22 protein-coding genes are annotated in these 21,515 nt (G+C 59.3%); 12 read left to right on the top strand and 10 right to left on the bottom strand.

Annotated elements, in window-relative coordinates:
* The first annotated feature begins 14 nt into the window (after positions 1–14).
* The 3 genes from AC54XV_RS08100 to AC54XV_RS08090 all read left to right on the top strand — a co-directional run bounded on the left by AC54XV_RS08100 (position 15) and on the right by AC54XV_RS08090 (position 3,004).
* Positions 15–860, top strand: a complete 846-nt coding sequence (locus tag AC54XV_RS08100; protein ID WP_003407249.1) for an AAA family ATPase — start codon at positions 15–17, stop codon at positions 858–860.
* 39 nt (positions 861–899) lie between these two features.
* Positions 900–2,078 (top strand): vWA domain-containing protein, encoded by a 1,179-nt coding sequence (locus AC54XV_RS08095; RefSeq protein WP_003407247.1) that lies wholly within the window; start codon positions 900–902, stop codon positions 2,076–2,078.
* Between the two features lie 209 nt (positions 2,079–2,287).
* A complete protein-coding gene (locus AC54XV_RS08090) occupies positions 2,288–3,004 on the top strand; it encodes a WbqC family protein (protein WP_032656456.1) in 717 nt (238 codons plus the stop codon).
* A gap of 37 nt (positions 3,005–3,041) precedes the next feature.
* Here the strand turns inward: AC54XV_RS08090 and AC54XV_RS08085 are convergent, their stop codons facing one another.
* The 3 genes from AC54XV_RS08085 to AC54XV_RS08075 all read right to left on the bottom strand — a co-directional run bounded on the left by AC54XV_RS08085 (position 3,042) and on the right by AC54XV_RS08075 (position 4,966).
* Complete coding sequence (locus AC54XV_RS08085) at positions 3,042–3,566, bottom strand: DUF2937 family protein (protein WP_024659525.1); 525 nt, start codon at positions 3,564–3,566, stop codon at positions 3,042–3,044.
* Between the two features lie 46 nt (positions 3,567–3,612).
* Entirely contained in the window at positions 3,613–4,413 is an 801-nt protein-coding gene (locus tag AC54XV_RS08080; RefSeq protein ID WP_024641148.1) for a class II glutamine amidotransferase, read from the bottom strand.
* 76 nt (positions 4,414–4,489) lie between these two features.
* A complete protein-coding gene (locus tag AC54XV_RS08075; RefSeq protein ID WP_024641149.1) occupies positions 4,490–4,966 on the bottom strand; it encodes a hypothetical protein in 477 nt (158 codons plus the stop codon).
* Between the two features lie 132 nt (positions 4,967–5,098).
* Between AC54XV_RS08075 and AC54XV_RS08070 the strand changes: the two genes are divergently transcribed.
* The 7 genes from AC54XV_RS08070 (at position 5,099) to AC54XV_RS08040 (ending at position 11,919) form a co-directional block, all read left to right on the top strand.
* Positions 5,099–7,159 carry a S9 family peptidase gene (locus tag AC54XV_RS08070; protein WP_058398543.1) on the top strand — a complete coding sequence of 687 codons (2,061 nt, stop codon included), beginning with the start codon at positions 5,099–5,101 and terminating at the stop codon, positions 7,157–7,159.
* A 76-nt stretch (positions 7,160–7,235) separates the two neighbouring features.
* A complete protein-coding gene (locus AC54XV_RS08065; protein WP_011267105.1) occupies positions 7,236–7,712 on the top strand; it encodes a cyclic nucleotide-binding domain-containing protein in 477 nt (158 codons plus the stop codon).
* Between the two features lie 66 nt (positions 7,713–7,778).
* Positions 7,779–8,153 (top strand): YajD family HNH nuclease, encoded by a 375-nt coding sequence (locus AC54XV_RS08060; protein WP_003317410.1) that lies wholly within the window; start codon positions 7,779–7,781, stop codon positions 8,151–8,153.
* Positions 8,154–8,239: 86 nt separating this feature from the next.
* Complete coding sequence (locus tag AC54XV_RS08055; protein WP_496718304.1) at positions 8,240–9,961, top strand: copper resistance system multicopper oxidase; 1,722 nt, start codon at positions 8,240–8,242, stop codon at positions 9,959–9,961.
* 8 nt (positions 9,962–9,969) lie between these two features.
* Positions 9,970–10,866: a copper resistance protein B gene (locus tag AC54XV_RS08050; protein WP_419178398.1), complete on the top strand. Its 897-nt coding sequence runs from the start codon at positions 9,970–9,972 to the stop codon at positions 10,864–10,866.
* A 66-nt stretch (positions 10,867–10,932) separates the two neighbouring features.
* On the top strand, positions 10,933–11,433 hold the full coding sequence (locus tag AC54XV_RS08045; protein WP_003317406.1) for an RNA methyltransferase: 501 nt from the start codon (positions 10,933–10,935) through the stop codon (positions 11,431–11,433).
* Positions 11,434–11,538: 105 nt separating this feature from the next.
* On the top strand, positions 11,539–11,919 hold the full coding sequence (locus AC54XV_RS08040) for a YgaP family membrane protein (protein ID WP_011267102.1): 381 nt from the start codon (positions 11,539–11,541) through the stop codon (positions 11,917–11,919).
* Between the two features lie 4 nt (positions 11,920–11,923).
* Here AC54XV_RS08040 and AC54XV_RS08035 read toward each other — a convergent pair whose 3' ends face one another.
* Positions 11,924–12,373 carry a YcgN family cysteine cluster protein gene (locus AC54XV_RS08035; RefSeq protein ID WP_003407229.1) on the bottom strand — a complete coding sequence of 150 codons (450 nt, stop codon included), beginning with the start codon at positions 12,371–12,373 and terminating at the stop codon, positions 11,924–11,926.
* A 210-nt stretch (positions 12,374–12,583) separates the two neighbouring features.
* On the opposite strand from AC54XV_RS08035, the gene AC54XV_RS08030 reads away from it, so the two are divergent.
* The gene (locus tag AC54XV_RS08030; protein ID WP_011267101.1) at positions 12,584–13,177 is read left to right on the top strand and encodes a nitroreductase family protein; all 594 of its coding nucleotides are present in this window, start codon (positions 12,584–12,586) and stop codon (positions 13,175–13,177) included.
* 66 nt (positions 13,178–13,243) lie between these two features.
* Here AC54XV_RS08030 and AC54XV_RS08025 read toward each other — a convergent pair whose 3' ends face one another.
* The 6 genes from AC54XV_RS08025 to gvpU all read right to left on the bottom strand — a co-directional run bounded on the left by AC54XV_RS08025 (position 13,244) and on the right by gvpU (position 20,220).
* A complete protein-coding gene (locus tag AC54XV_RS08025; protein WP_058398540.1) occupies positions 13,244–14,176 on the bottom strand; it encodes a D-2-hydroxyacid dehydrogenase in 933 nt (310 codons plus the stop codon).
* Between the two features lie 70 nt (positions 14,177–14,246).
* The gene (locus tag AC54XV_RS08020) at positions 14,247–14,540 is read right to left on the bottom strand and encodes a YcgL domain-containing protein (RefSeq protein ID WP_024639940.1); all 294 of its coding nucleotides are present in this window, start codon (positions 14,538–14,540) and stop codon (positions 14,247–14,249) included.
* Complete coding sequence (gene rnd, locus AC54XV_RS08015) at positions 14,537–15,670, bottom strand: ribonuclease D (protein ID WP_010432132.1); 1,134 nt, start codon at positions 15,668–15,670, stop codon at positions 14,537–14,539. The genes AC54XV_RS08020 and rnd overlap by 4 nt, the downstream gene beginning before the upstream one ends.
* A 189-nt stretch (positions 15,671–15,859) precedes the next feature.
* The gene (locus AC54XV_RS08010; RefSeq protein WP_058398547.1) at positions 15,860–17,500 is read right to left on the bottom strand and encodes a phosphoethanolamine transferase; all 1,641 of its coding nucleotides are present in this window, start codon (positions 17,498–17,500) and stop codon (positions 15,860–15,862) included.
* A 232-nt stretch (positions 17,501–17,732) separates the two neighbouring features.
* Positions 17,733–19,424 (bottom strand): NAD-dependent malic enzyme, encoded by a 1,692-nt coding sequence (locus tag AC54XV_RS08005; RefSeq protein ID WP_003409449.1) that lies wholly within the window; start codon positions 19,422–19,424, stop codon positions 17,733–17,735.
* A 313-nt stretch (positions 19,425–19,737) separates the two neighbouring features.
* Entirely contained in the window at positions 19,738–20,220 is a 483-nt protein-coding gene (gene gvpU / locus AC54XV_RS08000; RefSeq protein ID WP_010432140.1) for a gas vesicle accessory protein GvpU, read from the bottom strand.
* A gap of 298 nt (positions 20,221–20,518) precedes the next feature.
* On the opposite strand from gvpU, the gene AC54XV_RS07995 reads away from it, so the two are divergent.
* The gene (locus tag AC54XV_RS07995; protein WP_058398539.1) at positions 20,519–21,487 is read left to right on the top strand and encodes an LLM class oxidoreductase; all 969 of its coding nucleotides are present in this window, start codon (positions 20,519–20,521) and stop codon (positions 21,485–21,487) included.
* Positions 21,488–21,515: the final 28 nt, after the last annotated feature.

The raw sequence follows: 21,515 nt of genomic DNA, 5'->3' as shown, positions 1-21,515 counted from the left end.
AAAAGGATGGATCAATGAAGTTCGAAGGTACGCCGGCCTACGTTGCCACTGACGATCTCAAGCTGGCGGTCAACGCGGCCATCACGCTGGAGCGTCCATTGCTGGTCAAGGGCGAGCCCGGCACCGGCAAGACCATGCTCGCCGAGCAACTGGCCGAGTCCTTCGGCGCGAAACTGATTACCTGGCATATCAAGTCCACGACCAAGGCCCATCAGGGTCTGTACGAGTACGATGCGGTGAGCCGTCTGCGCGACTCGCAACTGGGCGTCGACAAGGTCCACGACGTACGCAATTACCTGAAAAAGGGCAAGCTCTGGGAAGCCTTCGAGTCCGAGGAGCGTGTGATTCTGCTGATCGACGAAATCGACAAGGCCGATATCGAGTTCCCCAACGACCTGTTGCAGGAACTCGACAAGATGGAGTTCTACGTTTACGAGATCGATGAAACCATCAAGGCCAAAAAGCGACCGATCATCATCATTACCTCCAACAACGAGAAGGAGCTGCCGGATGCCTTTCTGCGTCGCTGCTTCTTTCACTACATCGCCTTTCCGGATCGGGCCACGCTGCAACGCATCGTCGATGTGCATTACCCGGACATCAAGAAAGACCTGGTGAGCGAAGCGCTGGACGTATTCTTTGACGTGCGCAAGGTGCCGGGGCTGAAGAAGAAGCCCTCCACTTCCGAGCTGGTCGACTGGCTGAAGCTGCTGATGGCCGACAACATCGGTGAAGCCGTGCTGCGCGAACGCGATCCGACCAAGGCCATTCCGCCACTGGCCGGCGCGCTGGTCAAGAACGAGCAGGACGTACATCTGCTGGAACGTCTGGCGTTCATGAGCCGTCGCGGCAATCGCTGATCGTGTCTATCCAACCTGCCATGTAAAAGGGCGACAGCCATGCTGCTCAACCTGTTCAACGAAATGCGCGCGGCCAAAGTGCCGGTGTCTCTGCGTGAACTGCTGGACCTGATCAATGCGCTGAAACAGCGGGTCGTGTTCGCCGACATCGATGAGTTCTACTTCTTGGCGCGCACGATTCTGGTCAAGGACGAGCGCCATTTCGACAAGTTCGACCGCGCCTTCGGTGCGTATTTCAACGGCCTGGAAAACCTCGACGAGCATTTGCAGGCGCTGATCCCGGAAGACTGGCTGCGCAAAGAGTTCGAGCGCTCGCTGACGGACGAGGAACGCGCGCAGATCCAGTCGCTGGGCGGCCTCGACAAACTGATCGAGGAGTTCAAGAAACGTCTGGAAGAACAGAAGGAACGCCATGCCGGTGGCAACAAATGGATCGGCACCGGTGGCACCAGCCCGTTCGGTTCGGGTGGCTACAATCCGGAAGGCATCCGCGTCGGCGAGGCCGGCGAGCGCAAAGGCAAGGCCGTCAAAGTCTGGGACCAGCGCGAGTACAAGAATCTGGATGATCAGGTTGAGCTGGGGACGCGCAATATCAAGGTGGCCCTGCGTCGCCTGCGCAAGTTCGCTCGTCAGGGCGCTGCGGATGAACTGGACATCGACAGCACTATCGATCACACCGCACGCGATGCCGGCCTGCTGAACATTCAGATGCGTCCGGAGCGGCGCAACACCATCAAGTTATTACTGCTGTTCGACATCGGCGGCTCGATGGATTCGCACGTCAAGGTCTGTGAAGAACTGTTCTCCGCATGCAAGACCGAATTCAAGCATATGGAGTATTTCTACTTCCATAACTTCATCTATGAATCGGTGTGGAAGAACAACCTGCGCAGAAGCTCGGAGCGGACCGCTACCCAGGACCTGCTGCACAAGTATGGCGAGGACTACAAAGTGATTTTCATCGGCGACGCCTCGATGGCGCCCTATGAAATCACCCAGCCCGGCGGCAGCGTCGAACACTGGAATGAAGAGGCGGGCTATGTATGGATGCAGCGCTTCATGGCCAAATTCAAGAAGATCATCTGGATCAATCCCTACCCGAAAGATGCCTGGGACTACACCACCTCGACGCATATCGTGCGTGATTTGATTGAAGGTCAGATGTATCCGCTGACCCTCAGCGGTCTGGAAGAAGGCATGCGCTACCTGGCGAAATGAAATAAGGCTGCTGCCAATGCTGTATAAGCCGGTCATCGACCGACCGATACAACCCGACCAGCAGCATGATCATTTTGAACACCCAAACTACGCTGACAGTTCCACACAACCAATCAGACGCAAAAGTGCTGATTGAGTAGGTCGTTTTGCAGTTACTCCATCGTTTTGCCTGAGCAGCCGTCGCGACGTCGCGACGTCGCGGGTTACTTATGAACGAAACGCTCGGGATCATGCAGCCTTACTTTTTCCCCTACATCGGTTACTTCCAGCTCATTGCGGCGGTCCAGCGCGGGCTGGTCTTTGACATCGTCAAATACAAACGCAAAAGCTGGATGAACCGCAATCGGGTACTGGGCAGCAAAGGCGACTGGCAATACATCAATGTTCCGGTCTGTGTCAGCGAGGGCGCACTGATCAAGGACGCGACCATCATCGACCTTGCCTGTGCCCACCGACGAATCAAGAATCAGCTTGAACACTATCGAAGCCAGGCGCCGTACTTCCGGGAAACCTTGCAGGTGGTCGAGCAGACATTCGGCACACCTGCCACCCACCTGTGTGAACTCAACACGCGCGCGCTGAAAGTGGTCTGCGAGTATTTAGGCATGAGTTTTAACTGGGAAAGCTGTGCGGCGATGAACCTGGATCTGCCGCCCATTGAACATGCAGGCCAATGGGCGCTGGAAATAAGCACCGTGCTGGGGGCGCGCCAGTACATCAACGCCACCGGTGGACGCGAAATTTTCATACCCGGCGAATGGCAGGAACGAGGCATAGAACTGAGGTTTCTCGAGCCCGCTTCATTCAGTTATTCCACGGGACCTCTGAATTTCGTCGAAAACCTTTCAATCATCGACGTGCTGATGTGGAACGCACCTGAAACGGTACTCGCCTATCTACATAATGAAACACGGGCAGTCATATGAGCTGCGCGCCGATGTTTCGCTATGCCCCGCCCCACAGTCAACTCCAGTCACGTTCCAGCTGCGGCTTGCGCCGTCCGCCGTTGAAAACCCAGCCAAGCAACAGCACGAAGCTCTCGATGACCAGCGCCAGCAGCAACGCACTGATGATGCCCCAGGCGATGACTTCCGGGGCCAGCAGAACTTGCCACGTATAGCCATTGAAGGTTTCGCGACGGATATCCGGATCGGAAGAGGTGGCCACGAAGATGGCTTTGGAATACCACGGCCCCTGGAGCCCGAGCCACTGACGCTCAAGGATATGCGTGCGGTTCATCAGGGTATCGATGGTGTCCGCATCGCTGCGAAAAACCGGGTCCTCACTGCTGCGATAGTGCTGGATCAGCGCCTGGATATCGCCCTTGAAGAACTGCTGCGCAGTGGCGGTATAGCCCTTTACGGCTTGCTGCGCCTCGATCAGATGCGCTTCGACACGCTTGCTGTAGTCACTGATGAAACCGGGAATCTGGACCCCGAACAGCAGGCCCATGGTGAACAGGACCAATCGCAGATAACTTCGCAGCATCAATATCCCTCTTCTTTTTTATCCAGTAAGCCGATGTGCTGGTGTATTACGGCCTGGCAGTCTCGGTGACGGTGTCGACCGAGCCTTGCACCACGCACTCGCCCTTGCGCCACAGGCTCCACTGGCCCGGCTCATAGCGGTTCCAGTTTTCGTTCTCGGTCAAGGGCTCGGTCGCAATGACCGTGACCACGTCGTGCGGTGTGGTTTCAGCCTGAAAATCGACAATCACGTCGACATCTTTCAACCTCGCCGGACCGAACGGAGCACGGCGGGTGATCTGAACCAGTTTGGTACTGCAAAAGCAAAACAGCCAGTCACCGTCGCTCAACAGGCAGTTGAACACGCCTTTGCTGCGATATTCGGCACACGCCTGGATCAGCGTAGGCAGCAATTTCTCGACGTCGACGGGCTCGGGAAAGGCTTCGCGGACGCGATTGAGCAGGTCGCAGAATGCCGCTTCGCTGTCGGTATCGCCCACCGGCCGATAAAAGGTAACGCCCGGGGTGAAATCCGCCAGCTGACCGTTATGGGCAAAGCACCAGTTACGGCCCCAGAGTTCACGGACGAAAGGATGGGTGTTGGACAGGCAGACCTTGCCGACGTTGGCCTGCCGAATATGGCCAATCACGACTTCGCTCTTGATGGGATAACGCTGCACCAGCTGTGCGACTTCCGATTCGCTGCTGGCTGCCGGGTCCTGAAACAGACGCAGGCCACGGCCCTCGTAGAAGGCAATGCCCCAGCCATCGCGATGCGGACCGGTGCGGCCGCCACGCTGCATCAGCCCGGTAAAGCTGAAGACAATGTCGGTCGGGACGTTGGCGCTCATGCCCAGTAGTTCACACATGCTCAGGTTCTCGCTTCAAGACGTTTTGCAGCGGGTCATGCGCCGCAGTGAACAGCGCTTGCCAACGAAGCGGGATCTACAACCGCGGCTCGACCCGCGTGCCTCTGGCCGGAGGAATGGGCGCAGCGGATCTGCGGGCGTACGAGTCATCCTCGGCAAACGGCTCGTCAGCGGGGTCTGTTTCGACGGGTTGAGCAACCGGCTGCGGTTGACGTGCCTTGCGGCTACGTTCGATCGGCCAGCGGATCAGCACAAACAGCAGGTACGCGGCGAAGGCGAACATGCCATACATGGCCAGGTCCGACACGGCGGTCCAGATATTGCTGCCGACCTTGAACATCAGGTCGAGCGCAGTGATCGCCACGGCTGGCGCCATCGCGTCCTTGGCAGGGTCGACCATGGTCGGCGTAAACAGCAGCACCGCGACCGCCACCAGCAACGGCTCCTTGAGGTACCGCCACATCCAGCGGGTCATCAGAAACCATACCAGCAGGCAACCCAACGCGGCGAAGGCGTAGACGCTCCAGGCGATCAGATAGTCGTTTTCGGTCATGACGTCCGTGGTAAGCCAGGTAAAGAGGCGCTTATGATAACGGCTTTTGCCTGACGCGGCTTGCCTCGCTTCAGTATTCGGTTCAGCGTGTACCGATATTTTCCTGATTGATGCCTTAACAGAGAGCCCAGCATGTCCTTCCCGAATGCAACCTCCAGCGCCCCGATCGCTCGCAAGGCCGACGGTCCCGACCCTTATGCCTGGCTGCAGAACCGCGACACCGACGAAGTGCTCGACTACCTCAAGGCCGAAAACGCCTGGCAGGAGCAGCAACTGGCAGAACAGACCGGGTTGCGCGAAAGCCTGTTCGAGGAAATCAAGGGCCGCATCCTCGAAACCGACCTGTCGCTGCCCTCCCCCTGGGGGCCCTACCTTTATTACACCCGCACCACACAAGGCGATGAATACGCCCGGCACTACCGCTGCCCGCGCCCGGCCGACGACAGCAACACAGTGGACGAAAGCGCTGAGGAATTGTTGCTCGACCCTAACGAGATGGCCGATGGCGGCTTTTTCTCGCTGGGCGCGTTCAGCATCAGCCCTGACCACCAGCGTCTGGCCTACAGCCTGGACACCAGTGGCGACGAGATATATGAGCTTTACGTCAAGGAGCTGAGCACCGGTCAGATCAGCAGCCTGCCCTTCAAAAACTGCGACGGCAGCATGACCTGGGCCAACGACAGCCAGACCCTGTTTTTCGGCGAGCTGGACGAAACCCATCGCCCGGGCAGGCTGCATCGCCATACCCTGGGCACGGCATCGGCCGAGCAGGTGTTCGACGAGCCGGACGGCCGCTTCTTCCTGCACTGTTTCCGCAGCAGCTCCGAGCGCCAACTGATCATTCTGCTCAACAGCAAAACCACCAGCGAAGCCTGGGTGCTGGACGCCGATCATCCGCAACAGGCCTTCACCTGCCTCGCACCGCGCAGCGAAGGTCACGAATATTACCCGGACCACGGGCTGCTCGACGGCGTCTGGACCTGGTTCATCCGCAGCAATCAGAGCGGTATCAACTTCGCGCTGTATCAGGCTGCGCAACAGGACAGTGGCGTACCGGTGCGCGAGGACTGGCAGACGCTGGTCGCGCACGACGACAAGGTCATGCTCGAAGGCGTCAGCCTCAACGCCAAAGGCATCAGCCTGAGCCTGCGCGAGGGCGGCCTGCCGATCATCGAAGTACGTCCGCAAGCGCTGCCGACCTATCGCGTGCAGCTACCTGACGCCGCCTACAGCCTGTATGTGCAGGACACGCTGGAATTCGACAGCGACAAAATCCGCCTGCGCTACCAGTCGCTGAACCGTCCGGCCCAGGTCCGTCAACTGACCCTGGCCAGCGGCGAGCAAGTGGTGCTCAAGGAAACGCCGGTACTGGGCACCTTCGACGCCGATGCCTACGTCAGCCAGCGTTTGTGGGCCACGGCCAGCGATGGCACCCAGGTGCCGATCAGCCTGGTGGTCAAGCGCGAACTGGCCGGACAGGCCACCCCGCTGTACCTGTACGGCTACGGCGCATATGGCGAGAGCCTCGACCCGTGGTTTTCCCACGCGCGCCTGAGCCTGCTCAACCGTGGCGTGGCGTTCGCCATCGCCCATGTACGCGGCGGCGGCGAGCTGGGCGAGGCCTGGTATCGCAACGGCAAGCAGGAACACAAACAGAACACCTTCGGCGATTTCATTGCCTGCGCCGAACACCTTGTCGCCCAGGGCCTGACCAGCGCCGGACAACTGGTGATCAGCGGTGGCAGCGCCGGTGGTCTGCTGATCGGTGCGGTGCTCAACCAACGGCCCGAGCTGTTCAAGGCAGCGATTGCCGAAGTGCCGTTCGTCGACGTGCTGAACACCATGCTCGACCCGGACCTGCCGCTGACCGTCACCGAATACGACGAATGGGGCAACCCGCAGGAGCCGGAGGTCTACGCGCGCATCAAGGCTTACGCGCCCTACGAAAACGTCACGGCTCAGGCCTATCCGGCCATGCTGGTCATCGCCGGTTACAACGACAGCCGTGTGCAGTATTGGGAAGCCGCCAAATGGGTGGCTAAATTGCGCGCCACCAAGACCGACGATAATCCGTTGCTGCTCAAGACCGAACTGGGCGCCGGGCACGGTGGCATGAGCGGTCGCTACCAAGGCTTGCGTGACGTGGCGCTGGAGTACGCATTTATCTTCAAGGTATTGCAGATCGCTGAATGAACTTGGTGTGAAACACCTGTCTTACTAGGATCGGGGGCAGCGGAGTTGCCCCTTTGTCAGGATTACCAGACCTAACATGTCAGAACCACTGTCCAACCTGAACAACGCCATACGCGACATGCTGCTCGATTGCGGCCTGTTCGACACCCTGCTGCCGGGCGATTTCTTTACCGTAGCCGGCTATTTCAGCATTACCGATATCGATAAAGGCGAGACCATCTTTGCCGAGGGCGACGCCGGAACCTTCATGTGCATCATCCATCAGGGCACCGTGTCTGTGCAGAAGCTTGCCGCAGACGGTCAACAGGTGGAAATCGCCGTTCTGCGCCACGGCCGCGCCTTCGGAGAAATGGCGGTGCTGGATGGCGAGCGCCGCTCGGCCAGTTGTATCGCAGCCACCAGTTGCCAGTTATTGAACCTGGGCCGTGATTCGCTGGACAAGATGCTCGAGGAAGCACCGAAAATCGCCGCCAAGATCATTCGTGCCCTGGCCATCTCGTTGTCCAAGCGCCTGCGCATGGTCGATGGTCAATTACTCTCCCAACAGGTGTGAGTTTGCCTATCTGGCGCTAAACTTGCCGATATTCCGCTTTCAATGCGCACACGCACAGGTGACACCATGAGCACGGCCAATCCTCCTTCCCATACTGCCAAGCTGGACCGCATCCTGGCCGACGCCCAGCGCGACCGCGAGATGGGCTACCGTGACAAGGCGCTGCGCATGTACCCGCATGTTTGCGGCCGCTGCGCGCGCGAGTTCGCAGGCAAACGTCTCAGCGAATTGACCGTACACCACCGCGACCACAACCATGACAACAACCCGCAGGACGGCTCCAACTGGGAGCTGCTGTGCCTGTATTGCCACGATAACGAGCACTCGCGCTACACCGATCAGCAGTACTTCGCCGATGGCTCCCTGGGCAGTCCGAAAACCGCCAAGGCCACTCACAACCCGTTCGCTGCACTGGCCGGGCTGATGAAAAAGGACGAGTAACCTCGGCGCTTTCGACCAGCCACGCTCCCCTGCCCTACCCGCACTTCCCCTGGCCTGCGGCCACCCGACCGACCGGATATCTCGCCATGCCCACCCGAACCTCAAGACGAACCTTTGTGAAAGGGCTGGCCGCCAGTGGCCTGCTCGGCGGCCTCGGGTTGTGGCGCAGTCCGGCGTGGGCGGTGGCCAATCCGGGCCAGCCCAACGGGTTGTCCGGCACCGAGTTCGATCTGTATATCGGCGAAACCCAGGTCAACATCACCGGCAATGCCAAGACCGCGCAGACCATCAATGGCGGTATTCCCGGCCCGCTGCTGCGCTGGCGCGAAGGCGACACCGTGACCCTGAGGGTCAAAAACCGGCTCGACGAAGCCACATCCATCCATTGGCACGGCATCATCCTGCCGGCCAACATGGACGGCGTGCCGGGGTTGAGCTTTGACGGTATTGCGCCGGATGGCCTGTATGTCTACCGCTTCAAGGTCAGGCAGCATGGCACCTACTGGTATCACAGCCACTCCGGCTTCCAGGAACAGTCGGGGGTCTACGGGCCACTGGTGATCGACCCGAAAGAGCCGGAGCCGTTCGAATACGACCGCGAACACGTGATCATGCTCAGCGACTGGACCGACGAAGAGCCGGTCCAGCTGATGAAAACGCTCAAGAAACAGTCCGATTACTACAACAATAACCAGCGCACCGTCGGCGACTTCATCAACGACGTGGGTGAAAAAGGCTGGAGCGAGACCACCCGTGATCGCTGGATGTGGGCGCAGATGAGGATGGACCCGACCGATCTCGCGGATGTCAGCGGCGCAACCTACACCTACCTGATGAACGGTCAGGCGCCGAACATGAACTGGACCGGGCTGTTCAAGCCTGGCGAGCGGATCCGACTGCGGCTGATCAACGGCTCGGCAATGACGTACTTCGACGTGCGTATTCCGGGCCTGAAGATGACCGTGGTGGCCAGCGACGGCCTGCACGTCAAGCCGGTGACCGTCGATGAGTTGCGCATCGCAGTAGCGGAAACCTTCGACGTGATTGTCGAACCGGCGGAAGGTGCCTATACGCTGTTCGCCCAGTCGATGGACCGCACCGGTTATGCCCGTGGCACCCTGGCCAGCAGGCCCGGCCTGCAGGCTGCCGTGCCGCCCCTCGATCCACGCCCGCTGTTGAGCATGGATGATATGGGCATGGCGGGCATGGACCACAGCAAGATGGGCCACGACGCGATGCCCGGAATGGACCACGCGCAGACGCCGGCCCAGAAAACGCCGACTCCGCAATCGCACCCCGAGAGCGAAAACAACAACCCGCTGGTCGACATGCAAGCCATGAGCACCTCGCCAAAGCTCGACGATCCGGGCATCGGCCTCAGGGGCAATGGCCGCAGAGTCCTGACCTACGCTGACCTGCGCAGCACCTTCGAAGACCCGGACGGCCGTGAGCCCAGTCGCACGATCGAGCTGCACCTGACCGGGCACATGGAAAAATACGCCTGGTCATTCGACGGTGTGAAGTTCTCGGACGCCAAACCGCTGATGCTCAAATACGGTGAGCGGGTGCGTGTCGTGCTGGTCAACGACACGATGATGACCCACCCCATCCATCTGCATGGCATGTGGAGCGACCTCGAAGACGAGAATGGACAGTTCATGGTGCGCAAACACACCATCGACATGCCACCAGGATCACGCCGCAGCTATCGCGTGACCGCCGATGCGCTGGGCCGTTGGGCTTATCACTGTCACATGCTGTACCACATGGAAATGGGCATGTTCCGCGAAGTGCGGGTGGAAGAATGAGGACCTTGATGTTGAGCAGAACGCTGAATTCTCCCCGCCTGCCGATGCTGCTGCTGGCCGCCGGGCTGACCGCCACGCCGTGGGCCTCGACCTTGGCTGCCGAAATGGAGGGCATGGACCACGACAGCCATGCGATGCACATGAACGCCGGCGACAGCGAGGACACGCCCTCGACACAGGCTGCGCCCAACCAGAGCCGAACCCCGATCCCGCCGATCACTGATGCGGACCGGGCTGCGGTGTACACCAGCCACGCCGGCCATCAGGTTCATGACAGCGCCATCAACAGTTACTTTCTGGCCGACAAGCTGGAATGGCAGGACGCCAACGACGGCAGCGCTCTGGCCTGGGACCTGTCCGGCTGGATTGGCGGTGATATCGACCGCCTGCTGCTGCGCTCCGAAGGTGAGCGAACCAACGGCAAGACCGAAGAAGCGGAAATCCAGGCGTTGTGGGGCCACTCGATCAGCCCTTGGTGGGACGTGGTCGCCGGAGCACGTCAGGATTTCAAACCGGGCGCGCCGCAAACCTGGGCCGCCTTCGGCCTGCAGGGCCAAGCCATTTCGGATCTGGATATCGAGGCCACCGCGTTCATCGGCGAAGCCGGACAGACCGCCGCTCGCCTGGAGGCCGACTACGACCTCCAACTGACCAACAATCTGGTGCTGCAGCCCACCGCGGAGCTGAACTTCTACGGCAAGAACGACCCGCAACGCGGCAATGGTTCGGGCCTGTCGACCAGCGAGTTCGGCCTCAGACTGCGCTACGAGATCACCCCGCAATTCGCCCCTTATGTCGGGGTGAGCTGGGACCGCTCCTACGGCAAGACGGCCGATTACGCGCGCGAGGACGACGAAGACACCCAGGACGCGCGACTGGTGGTCGGCGTGCGCATGTGGTTCTGAACACAGTCAATGGTATTGCTCCGAGGCTGCCGTATAATCCCCGGTTTTCTTCAGAGCACCCTCCCCGTGGCCAACAAACGGTACGCCTGCATCGGTCTTTACAACCCCAAGTCCCCGGAAAACGTCGGCTCCGTCATGCGTGCGGCCGGCTGTTACGGCGTGGCGTCGGTGTTCTATACCGGTAAACGCTATGAACGCGCGCGGGACTTCATCACCGACACCAAGAAAATCCATCAGGACATCCCGCTGATCGGCATCGAAGACCTCAAAAGCATTCTGCCGCTGGGTTGCATTCCGGTGGCTGTCGAACTGGTCGACGGCGCCCGCGCATTGCCCGAATACACGCACCCTGATCGCGCGCTGTATATCTTCGGCCCGGAAGATGGCTCGCTGGATCAGGAGATTCGCGACTGGTGCGAAGACGTGGTCTATATCCCGACCGAGGGCTGCATGAATCTGGCGGCGACCGTCAACGTTGTTCTCTATGACCGCATGGCCAAAGGTATCAATACCCGTTCGGGTCCGCAGTTCGGTCGCGAGAAAATTGATCCGGCCAGCGACCGCTGACGGAAAAGCATTGAACCTGTGTCGCGCATGGGCAGTCAGTTTCTGTGAATCGAGCAACTGCTTCCAATCTGCCAACTCCGACCTACTACCTCATGGAGAGCCATCATGCGCGACACCCCAATCATCGAACGCATCGACACACCTGAACTGCTTCAACGCAAACCCGAGCAGAATGTCCAGGGCTGGGAGCGTATCGGCTCGCTGGCTGGCGGCGTATTGCTGATGGGTAAAGGCGTCCGTCGTGGCGGCTTTCTGGGCCTGATCCAACTGGCCATCGGCGGCGCGGCGCTGGCACGCGGCATCAGTGGTCACTGCTCGGCCAAGAGCCTGATGGAAAAAGGCCGCAGCGATCTGCAGAGCGCACGCTCGACCATCGAACGTGCCGGTGCGCAACTGAACACCCTCAAGGACGACGCTGAACATGCCGTGAAGACGGCGGCTGCCAAAGGCGTGGAAGAGCTGACCGAGCCAAAACCGGTCATTTAAGCGTTCAACCTGCGCGAAAAATCAGGTAATCCTCCCAGTCGTCTTCGGCCACATTGTTCTCGCTGAGCATGCGACCTGACTGGGAGATACGCTCGTGATGCACGGCCGTGCGATCACCACACACCAGATGGTGCCAGAGCGGCAGATCCTTGCCCTCGCTGACCAGGCGATAGCCACAGGTCGGTGGCAGCCATTTGAACTCATCTGCCTGACCGGGCGTTAACTGAATGCAATCGGGCACCGAGGCACGACGGTTTGCGTAATCGGAACACTGGCAGGTTTTCAGATCCAGCAGCTTGCAGGCAATTCGCGTGTAATAAACCGCGTTGTCTTCCTCATCCTCAAGCTTCTGCAGGCAGCACAGGCCACAGCCATCGCACAAAGACTCCCACTCTTGGGTATCGAGCTGGTCAAGGGTCTTGCGCATCCAGAAGGGTTCAACTTTAGCGGCCATGGTTCGGATAACGGTATCGATAATGAAAAGGCCGCCAGTCTAGAGGTACACGGGGTGCGGGCCAAGCACTTGCGACTGCCGGTAGCCGGGACTTGTCAGCGACAGGGCAAAACAGTAGCGTTAACGGGTTTTCAGTGCGTTCAAGCGATGCCTGCCGACCACGGCCCATCAAGCCACGCTCGTTTTCAACCTTCGCTATCAAGGACTCTCATGAGCACGAACCCTCGCATCGCCGATCACCCGATCGACCCGCAATTCACCGAACGCTGGTCGCCACGTGCCTTCAACGGCCAAAGCATCGACCAGGAAACCCTGCTGAGCTTTTTCGAAGCCGCACGCTGGGCGCCCTCGGCGTACAACTCGCAGCCTTGGCGCTTTCTCTATGCACGTCGCGATACGCCGAACTGGGAGCGTTACCTGGGCTTGCTGAACGAGTTCAATCGCAGTTGGGCGCAACACGCAGCGGCCTTGGTGATCGTCATTTCCAAGACCACCTTCGTCGCCCCCGGCGCAAGCGAAGAGAGCCCGGCCCTGTGGCACACCTTCGACACGGGTTCGGCATGGGGTTACCTGGCACTGCAGGCCAGCCTGAGCGGCTGGCACACCCACGGTATGGCTGGTTTCGATCAGGACCTGACCCGCAAGGAACTGAATATTCCCGAGGGCTACGCAGTGCACGCGGCCGTCGCGATTGGCAAGCTGGGTGACAAATCGACCCTGCCGGACTACCTGCAAGGCCGCGAAGTGCCAAGCCCGCGCAAGCCGCTGGCAGAACTGGCCGCCGAAGGTGATTTTTCGCTGTAACCGACTGTTTGCGGTGATCGATACCTGCGAGCCGACGCCTGAAACGTCGGCTCGCTGGCAAGGGCGTCAGTAACCTCGCGAAAAATCGACCTCGCCGCGCAGCGTTCCTCCGGCCTGAAAAGCGTTCAGGTTATGCACGAAAAGCTCGGTCATGGCCATAGGTGAGGTAGGCGCCGAGCTGTGACCGGTCAACAGCAGACCGTAGGCAGTCCAGAACGGATGCCGCTGCGGCAAAGGCTCCTGACGGCAGACGTCAATCACCGCGCCAGCCAGATGCCCTTCCTTCAACGCCTCGACCAGATCTGCGTCGACGACCGCCACCCCGCGTCCGACGTTGATGAACAGCGCCGTGGGCTTGAAGCTGGCGAACAGCTTGGCGTCGTACAGGTCGTGCGTCTCGGGCGTGTTGGGCAGCAGGTTGATGACGTAATCCATCTCGCCGAGCAGACGCGTCATGTCTGACAACGCCGTCACTTCGATGAACGGTTCCTGAGTGCGCGCACTGGAAGCCACACCGTACACCTGCACGCCGAACGGCAGGAGGAACTCGGCAACGCGCTGACCGATATCACCGGCACCGACGATCAATGCCTTGCGGCCCGACAGGCTCTGCCCGGTGCGGTTGTCCCACTTGCGCTCGACCTGGCTCATCAGGCGCGCCAGCACCTCGCGCTCATGGCCAAGCATGTAGGTCAAAACGAATTCGGCCATGACCTGCCCGAAAATCCCGACCGCGCGGGTCAGGCGATAGTCCCGCGACAGGCTGTCAGCCAGCAGCGGTGTGATGCCCGCCCAGGTGGATTGCAGCCATTGCGGCGTGTGCCCCTGCCGCAACAGGTTGGCCATCAGGTCCGGCTGCCCCAGCCAGACCGGGCAGTCGCTGGCCATGCGCGACAATTCGGCAGAATCGCCAGTGCTGAAAACTTCCAGATCAGGCGCAGCCTTGCGCAACAATTGGGTGTAAACGTGGTAATCGTGCTCGGCAATCAGAACGCGCATGTTTCAAAAACCTTAAAAACAGGACAGGCAACCCACGTCGATGTGGGCCGCTTTACAACGTGAGCAACGATTACATGGGATCGTTGCGGCGCAGCAGCTCTTCGGGCAAGTGCTCGATGTAATCGTCTTCAGCCGGCGGCATCTGCAAGTGATAGCCCTGGCTGTCGAGGTTCTCCAGCACCACATTGATATCTTCGCGCGACAGCGCCCGCTCAGGGCTCAGCACCAGATCGAATGCATGAGCGGGCTTGCCGAAGGCTACCAGCAGCTCTGGCGGCACACGCTTGAGGACGTCGCTTTTCAGAACGTAAAGGTACATCTCGTTTCTTTTCGGGCTGCGATAAATCGAGCAGATGCGCTTCAAGACGGTTCTCCGGGGGTGGCCAGGCTGTCCAGCAGCGCCTGACCCATCAACTCGCGACGCCAGCCACGCAGCGAGTCGGGCAATTGGTAAGGACCGTCGGGGTAGCCGCTCTTGAGCAGGGCTTCGAGGGTCTTCTTGCGCAGCATCAGCTCCGGGGCCATGTCCAGTTGCTCGGCGTATTGCTGGCCGATTGCGCGCAGACGCTTGATCGACCCGGCCGCATCGATGGGCAGTGGCTCGGGCAACGCAGGTGGCCACTCTTCGGGAGGCAACACGCTCGCGGTCTTGATCAGCTCGAGCAGAAACTCGCCGTCATGACGGACCGTACGCGGGTGCATGTCCTCGATCCGCGCTAGCGCGCCGAGGTTGTCCGGCTGGGTCTTGGCCAATGGCCAGAGCGAGTGCTCACGCACGATACGGTTGCGCGGCAGATTACGGGCGCGCGCCTCACGCTCACGCCAGGCACACAACTCGCGCAGCACCGCCAGCTGGGCGCGGGACAGCTTCCAGGCCAGCTTGGCGTCGCGATACACCTCGTACGGGTCCACCTCACGGCGCAGGTTGGCGACCAGTTCGGCACCGTCATCCAGCAGCCAGGCGTATTTGTCGTCGGACAAGCGCGGGCGCAGGATGGTGAACAACTCGGCCAGGTGCACGGCGTCTTCGGCAGCGTAGCTGATCTGCGTTTCCGACAACGGGCGTTGCAGCCAGTCGGAACGGGTTTCGCCCTTGGGCAGGTCGATGTCGAGGACCTCCTGCACCAGGCGCGAGTAGCCCATGGAAAAACCGAGGTTCAGGTAGGCGGCTGCCAACTGGGTATCGAACAGCGGAACCGGCAGGCTGCCGGTCAGGCGCAGCAACACCTCGAGGTCTTCGCTGCACGCATGCACCACTTTGATGACGTCGGGGTTTTCGAGCAACGCAGACAGCGGCCGCCAGTCGTTGATCAGCAAAGGATCAATCAGCCAGGCGCTCTGCCCGTCGCCGATCTGCAGCAGCGCGGCGATCGGATAAAAAGTGTCGACCCGCATGAACTCGGTGTCGAGCGCCACGAAAGGCAGTGACTGCCATTGTGCGCAATGCCGGGCGAGGCTGTCGTCGTCGCGAATCCAGTGAATATCGATGGCCACATGGCTCTCCCTTCAACAATGGCGCGCAGTATATATCGTCATGGGAGATTATCGCGCGTCTGTCGTCCGGGTCTGGCGCATCTTCATGCAAATGACGGACGGGAACAGCGACTGCCGGGCAAACGCGCTGCCGATGATCGTCCCCATAACGTGAGAGGACGATCAATACCCGGAACACCGTGCGCGTCGTTACTTGTCGGTGCCCGCCAACTCGCTGCGGCATCCGGCAAACATATCGAGACTGGGGTCATAGACCTTGGTGTCGACTTTCAGCAGGCCGAGCATGGAATGGAAAAGATTGTCCTGACTCAACGGTGCGTTACGCTGTTTGGCCAGGCACTCCGGCGTGACGGCAAAGGACTTCTGATAGGTATCGGACAACCAGACCATCATCGGCACATGCTTTTGCTGATCAGGCGCCAGCACATAAGGCGTGCCGTGCAGGAACAGGTTGTACTCGCCCAGCGACTCGCCATGGTCCGACAGGTAGACCATGGCGGTATCGACCTTGTTTTGATTGGCGCGTAAAAGATCAATCAGCGTGGACAGTACATGGTCGGTGTAAAGCAACGTATTGTCGTACGCATTGACGATGCTGTCCCGGCTGCAATTGTTCAGCGCATTGCTTTCACACACCGGGGTAAACTTTTCAAACTCTTTTGGGTAACGTTTGTAGTATTCAGGCCCGTGGCTGCCCATCTGGTGCAGAACAAGCACCGTGTCCTTGTCGAGGCTGTCGATAAAGGTCTGCAGGTTTTGCAAGAGTATCTCGTCCCGGCATTCATGGTTGTTGCACAACAGCGGGTCCTTGAGATTGCTCACGTCCTGGAAGGTCACTCGATCACAGGTGCCTTTGCAGCCGGCCTGATTGTCACGCCATATCACGTCTATGCCCGCGCGCTTCAGTACATCCAGCAAGCCTTCCTGATTGCGCGCCTGGGTAGCGTTGTAATTCTTGCGCCCCATGTTGGAGAACATGCAAGGCACCGACACGGCGGTTTCGGTGCCGCAGGAATACACATCGGTAAACGCCACCAGCCCGCTTTCCTTGTTCAGGTTGGGTGTGGTGTTGCGGCCGTAACCAAGGATTCCGAAGTTCTCGGCCCGGGCACTTTCGCCGACCACCAGCACGGTCAACGATTTGCGAGCATGCGTGGCCCAATCAGCAGAACGTTTGGCGTCCTCGCCGATCTTGACGAACGGGCGCCTTGCAGAGAGTACCTGCTCACTCAGGTAGCCCAGCGACGCACCAATGTAATTGCTTGGCACCACCATCAGGCGCAACTCATGGTGATTGCGAAACAATGACGACAGCCCCTGGTAATTGGCCAGTGCAACGCCGCCGATTGCCACGCAGCACGCAACCGTCACCAGCAGTTTGCTGAACAGTTCAAGGTGCCAGCGACGGTAGCTGATCGGCAGTTTCCAGAGTATCAGCGAGGGTACTACGCCCAGCAGAAGGATATACAAGGCCAGTTTTAAAGACAGCAGCCCCTGCACTTCCGTAACGTTGGTTTCGGCGAAGTTTCGAAACATGCCAGCGTCGATCATGACCCCGTATTCGGTCATGAAATAAACCACCCCCGCGCTGATCATAAACAGACTGATCAACACCGGTTTAAACACACGACGGAATGCCAACAGCGTCAGCACGATATTGAACACGCAAAAAATCATCAAGCCAAACGCAAAGCGCATGGCCAACCCTTTACTATCGGTGCTGGTAATCGAGAAAAGATGCTGCCAGAGATTGATATTGAAACCCAGTAACAGAAACGCACTGGCAAGTAGGGTTACAACTTCTGGACGAACAGTTCTGGGTGTCGGCATCGTGGTCTGCTTATCGAATGAATATGCATCGGGCATTCAGGAGCCAGTGAACTCCCCGATGGCGCGCACTGTAGGCAGCGCATCATCAATTTTATGTGAAAATGGTGAGAGGATTGGGTTGAATGAAGCTTATTTCACTGTAAAGAAATTCGTTGCAGCATTACCGCATTTGCAGAGCAGCGTGTCTCCGCAAGCAAGCTTGCGGAGACGTCATCCTTTCAAATGCGCCTGATCAGACCGAGCGACGGCGGTAGGCCCGGTAGCCCGGCAACCAGAAATTACGCTCGATGGCCTCAAGCAGTGCCTCTTCGGTAGTTTCCAGCGCCAGCCCTTCGGCTTGCGCTTCCCTGGCCACAGCCAACGCGATCTTGCGGCTGACCTGCTGGATTTCCTTGAGCGGCGGCAACACCGCATCGCCCTTCCCTGTCACCATCGGCGAGCACTCGGCCAGCGCATTGGACGCCGCCATGAGCATCCGGTCAGTGATGCGCGATGCCTTGCAGGCCACCACGCCGAGGCCGATGCCCGGAAAGATGTAGGAGTTGTTGCACTGGGCGATATGCACCGTGCGACCGTTGATTTCCACTGGCGCAAACGGACTGCCGGTGGCCACCAGCGCATTGCCGTCAGTCCAGCGCAGGATTTCTTCCGGCGTGGCTTCCACTTTGGACGTCGGATTGGACAGCGGCATGACCAGGGGTTTGGCACAATGCTTGTGCAGTTCGCGAATCACCTGCTCGGTGAACAGACCGCGCTGCCCGGATACGCCGATCATTACTGTGGCACCGGCGTGGGTGACCACGTCGAGCAACTGCGGGAAGGCTTCTGATCCGGCAGTCCAGCCAGACACGTCGGCGGTCTTTTGCGCCAGTCGTTTCTGGAAGTCGAGCAGGTTGTCCATGCCTTCGGTCAACAGGCCGAAACGATCAACCATGAAGATACGTTTGCGCGCTTCGCTTTCGCTCAGGCCTTCAATGCGCATCGCTGCGATGATGTGCTCGGCGATCCCGCAGCCTGCCGAACCGGCTCCGACAAACACCACCTTCTGCTGGCCGAGGGTTTCATTCTTGGCCTTGCAGGCCGCCAACAACGTACCCACGGCAACCGAAGCGGTGCCCTGGATGTCATCGTTGAAGCAGCACAGTTCGTCGCGATACTTTTCGAGCAGCGGCATGGCGTTGGACTGGGCGAAATCTTCAAACTGCAACAGCACGTCCGGCCAGCGACGCTGCACCGCGTCGATGAACAGCGCGATGAAGTCTTCGTATTCCTTGCCCGATACCCGCTCGTGACGCCAGCCCATGTACATCGGGTCGTCCAGCAGCTCACGATTGTTGGTGCCGACATCCAGCACGATCGGCAGCGTGTAGGCCGGGCTGATCCCGCCGCAAGCGGTGTACAACGACAGTTTGCCGATCGGAATGCCCATGCCGCCGATGCCCTGATCGCCCAGACCGAGAATTCGCTCGCTGTCGGTCACGACAATGATCTTGATCCGATCCTTGGTCGCGCTGCGCAAAATGTCATCGATGCGGTCACGCTCGGGGTAGGAAATGAACAGGCCGCGATGCGTGCGGTAGATCTTGGAGAATTCCTGACAGGCCTGCCCCACCGTCGGCGTGTAGATGATCGGCAGCATCTCGTCCAGGTGGGAGTCGAGCAGACGGAAAAACAGGGTTTCGTTGTTGTCCTGGATCGAACGCAGGTAGATATGCTTGTCCAGGTCGCTCGCACACTGTTTGTACTGGCTGTAGACCCGGGTGACTTGCTCTTCGATCGTCTCTACGTTCTGCGGCAGGAGACCGATCAGATTGAATTCGACCCGCTCTTGCGGGGTGAAGGCACTGCCTTTGTTCAGCAGGGGCATTTCCAGCAGTGAGGGTCCTGCGTAGGAAATGTACAAAGGTCGCGAAGTTTTGGTCATTTTCTCTAATCGCCTTTTTCGTCTACTCATTAATTCTTTACGTCGACCGGGGCGGGCAGCCTGGCTCAGTTCTTGTTGTTTTTTCTTGTCGCCAGCTCTTTATCAGGCCATGCCGAAAACCATTCGGCAGATAAGGTCAGGGCGAACATATTACTCGCCTGACAGCGGCTTGCGACATTTTGTCGCGCAAAGAGTGGCTAAGTGACGCTATTGCAGGCACAGCATCCCGTGACCAGCCAGTGCAGTCGGCACGCTGGAAGCCATCTTGGTCTTGGGTTGAAAAAGCCCCGACGGACGTCGGGGCTCCATGGGGTCAGGCTGCGCCAGGCTTTTCAGCGATAAGCCCGATGGTGAAACCGTCGACTGCCGAGATCCGCCCCCGCCAAAGCACACCGGCGTCACAAATCGGGTTGCCGTCGGTGGAATAGGTGCGGCAGTCCTTCAAGTGAATGAAATGGAAGGCCGGGGTGTCTTCAGACGATTCACCGGGCTTGAAGGACAGGATCATCTCTTTCATGGTCGCGTCAGTACCGTTGGCGAACGAGCTGAACGGTGCCGAGATATCGTCGGCCAACTGCTCGAAATACGCATCGTGAGAAATCAGATGCCCGGAAACCAGATTCCCGCCCACCGACAGCGTCACGCCCATCTCAACCTTGGTGTTGGCAACAAACTTGACCAGCCATTGCAGCAACCAGTCGATCTGCTTGCCCTGCCACTTGAACTGAGCAATCACGTCATCGTGGCTCTGGCTGGGAGAAGGTTGCGACTTTTGTACCTGATCTACGTCTGACATCTGAAAGCTCCTCGCCTCACAAAACGTTGAACCCAAGGTATAGATCAGAAAGGGCGAAAGCGAAACCGGGAGGCAGGATTAGTTTGCGAATGGCCAAAGGGTAGGTATGAAAACCACGTAATTTCGCAGGAGGATGATGTCAGTGCTTGTAATCTGCATGGGCAGCCAGTCGTTCGCCTAAATGTTGCAGACAGCATATTGGTGATTTTTTTTCACAATGACTGATCCAAAAGATCGGAGATCCGCCTAAAGGTCATCTATAGAATCGAATGATCGATTTCCGAAACGGAGTAAAACGATGACTCAGAACAATCAATCGCTCGGCCTGGAGAACCATACGGCGTTCAGCGGTACATTCCAGCCCGATCAGTTGACCATCGGATTCATCTCGCCCGCGCGCGGCTATCCTGACGGCCCTTTTCCCAGCCTGGAGGACCAGGCCGAGATCGTGCAGCGCCTCGATCAGAGCGATGCTGCGGCGCTGTGGCTGCGCGATGTGCCGTTTTACGATCCGTCATTTGGCGATACCGGCCAGGTCCTCGATCCGCTGGTGTACGCGGGCTGGCTGGCAGCGCTCACTCATAGAATCGCCATCGGCACTGCCGGCATCGTCAGCCCGTTGCGAGAGCCGGTTATCACCGCCAAGCAGATCGCTACGGCGGACCAACTCCTGGGAGGCCGCTTTCTCGCTGGCATGGCTTCGGGTGACCGGGCAACAGAGTACCCGGCTTTCGGGGTCGACTTTGCCAGCAGGGCGGAACGCTATCGGGAAGCGCTAACGCTGATCAAAACGCTGATTTCAGAGTCATTTCCGCGCCTGAAGACACAGCATTTCGGCCAGTTGCGGGGCGATATCGATCTGGTCCCCAAACCCGCAGCTCAACGCGTCCCTATCATTGCCATCGGTCGTGCTGGACAGAGCCTGGAGTGGCTTGCAGCCAATGTAGATGCCTGGATCTGGCATGGCGACGCGCTGCGCATGCCGGAGGCTGTACCCCATTGGCGTGAGGCAACCGCTTCCAGGGGATTCGTCCCTTTCGGCTATGGCGCGATGTTCGATCTCGACACCAATCCTGACGCGCCGCTACAAACGGGGCGGATGCTGCGGGGAGGTCGAAAGGCGCTAAAAGACTTCTTCTCGCGGCAACGCGAAGCCGGGATCAATCATGTTGCATTGAACCTCAAGCCCACGCGGCGCCCCTCTCTGGAGCTGATCGATGAACTTCAGGAGCACATCCTCCCCGAGTTTTCGATCACGTCAGGCTGAGGAGACAGGGACGGCTTCGCGCTTCTGT

Source organism: Pseudomonas fragariae (ex Marin et al. 2024) (assembly GCF_059621105.1).
Note: the sequence above shows the minus strand (reverse complement) of the source record. Positions and strands in the feature narration are given on the sequence as shown.

What these genes read in the sequence shown, in the direction of transcription:
- AC54XV_RS08100 (WP_003407249.1), top strand. Translation starts at nt 15, where the DNA reads ATGAAGTTCGAAGGTACGCCGGCCTACGTTGCCACTGACGATCTCAAG.
- AC54XV_RS08095 (WP_003407247.1), top strand. Translation starts at nt 900, where the DNA reads ATGCTGCTCAACCTGTTCAACGAAATGCGCGCGGCCAAAGTGCCGGTG.
- AC54XV_RS08090 (WP_032656456.1), top strand. Translation starts at nt 2,288, where the DNA reads ATGAACGAAACGCTCGGGATCATGCAGCCTTACTTTTTCCCCTACATC.
- AC54XV_RS08085 (WP_024659525.1), bottom strand. Translation starts at nt 3,566, where the DNA reads ATGCTGCGAAGTTATCTGCGATTGGTCCTGTTCACCATGGGCCTGCTG.
- AC54XV_RS08080 (WP_024641148.1), bottom strand. Translation starts at nt 4,413, where the DNA reads ATGTGTGAACTACTGGGCATGAGCGCCAACGTCCCGACCGACATTGTC.
- AC54XV_RS08075 (WP_024641149.1), bottom strand. Translation starts at nt 4,966, where the DNA reads ATGACCGAAAACGACTATCTGATCGCCTGGAGCGTCTACGCCTTCGCC.
- AC54XV_RS08070 (WP_058398543.1), top strand. Translation starts at nt 5,099, where the DNA reads ATGTCCTTCCCGAATGCAACCTCCAGCGCCCCGATCGCTCGCAAGGCC.
- AC54XV_RS08065 (WP_011267105.1), top strand. Translation starts at nt 7,236, where the DNA reads ATGTCAGAACCACTGTCCAACCTGAACAACGCCATACGCGACATGCTG.
- AC54XV_RS08060 (WP_003317410.1), top strand. Translation starts at nt 7,779, where the DNA reads ATGAGCACGGCCAATCCTCCTTCCCATACTGCCAAGCTGGACCGCATC.
- AC54XV_RS08055 (WP_496718304.1), top strand. Translation starts at nt 8,240, where the DNA reads ATGCCCACCCGAACCTCAAGACGAACCTTTGTGAAAGGGCTGGCCGCC.
- AC54XV_RS08050 (WP_419178398.1), top strand. Translation starts at nt 9,970, where the DNA reads ATGTTGAGCAGAACGCTGAATTCTCCCCGCCTGCCGATGCTGCTGCTG.
- AC54XV_RS08040 (WP_011267102.1), top strand. Translation starts at nt 11,539, where the DNA reads ATGCGCGACACCCCAATCATCGAACGCATCGACACACCTGAACTGCTT.
- AC54XV_RS08035 (WP_003407229.1), bottom strand. Translation starts at nt 12,373, where the DNA reads ATGGCCGCTAAAGTTGAACCCTTCTGGATGCGCAAGACCCTTGACCAG.
- AC54XV_RS08030 (WP_011267101.1), top strand. Translation starts at nt 12,584, where the DNA reads ATGAGCACGAACCCTCGCATCGCCGATCACCCGATCGACCCGCAATTC.
- AC54XV_RS08025 (WP_058398540.1), bottom strand. Translation starts at nt 14,176, where the DNA reads ATGCGCGTTCTGATTGCCGAGCACGATTACCACGTTTACACCCAATTG.
- AC54XV_RS08010 (WP_058398547.1), bottom strand. Translation starts at nt 17,500, where the DNA reads ATGCCGACACCCAGAACTGTTCGTCCAGAAGTTGTAACCCTACTTGCC.
- AC54XV_RS08005 (WP_003409449.1), bottom strand. Translation starts at nt 19,424, where the DNA reads ATGACCAAAACTTCGCGACCTTTGTACATTTCCTACGCAGGACCCTCA.
- gvpU (WP_010432140.1), bottom strand. Translation starts at nt 20,220, where the DNA reads ATGTCAGACGTAGATCAGGTACAAAAGTCGCAACCTTCTCCCAGCCAG.
- AC54XV_RS07995 (WP_058398539.1), top strand. Translation starts at nt 20,519, where the DNA reads ATGACTCAGAACAATCAATCGCTCGGCCTGGAGAACCATACGGCGTTC.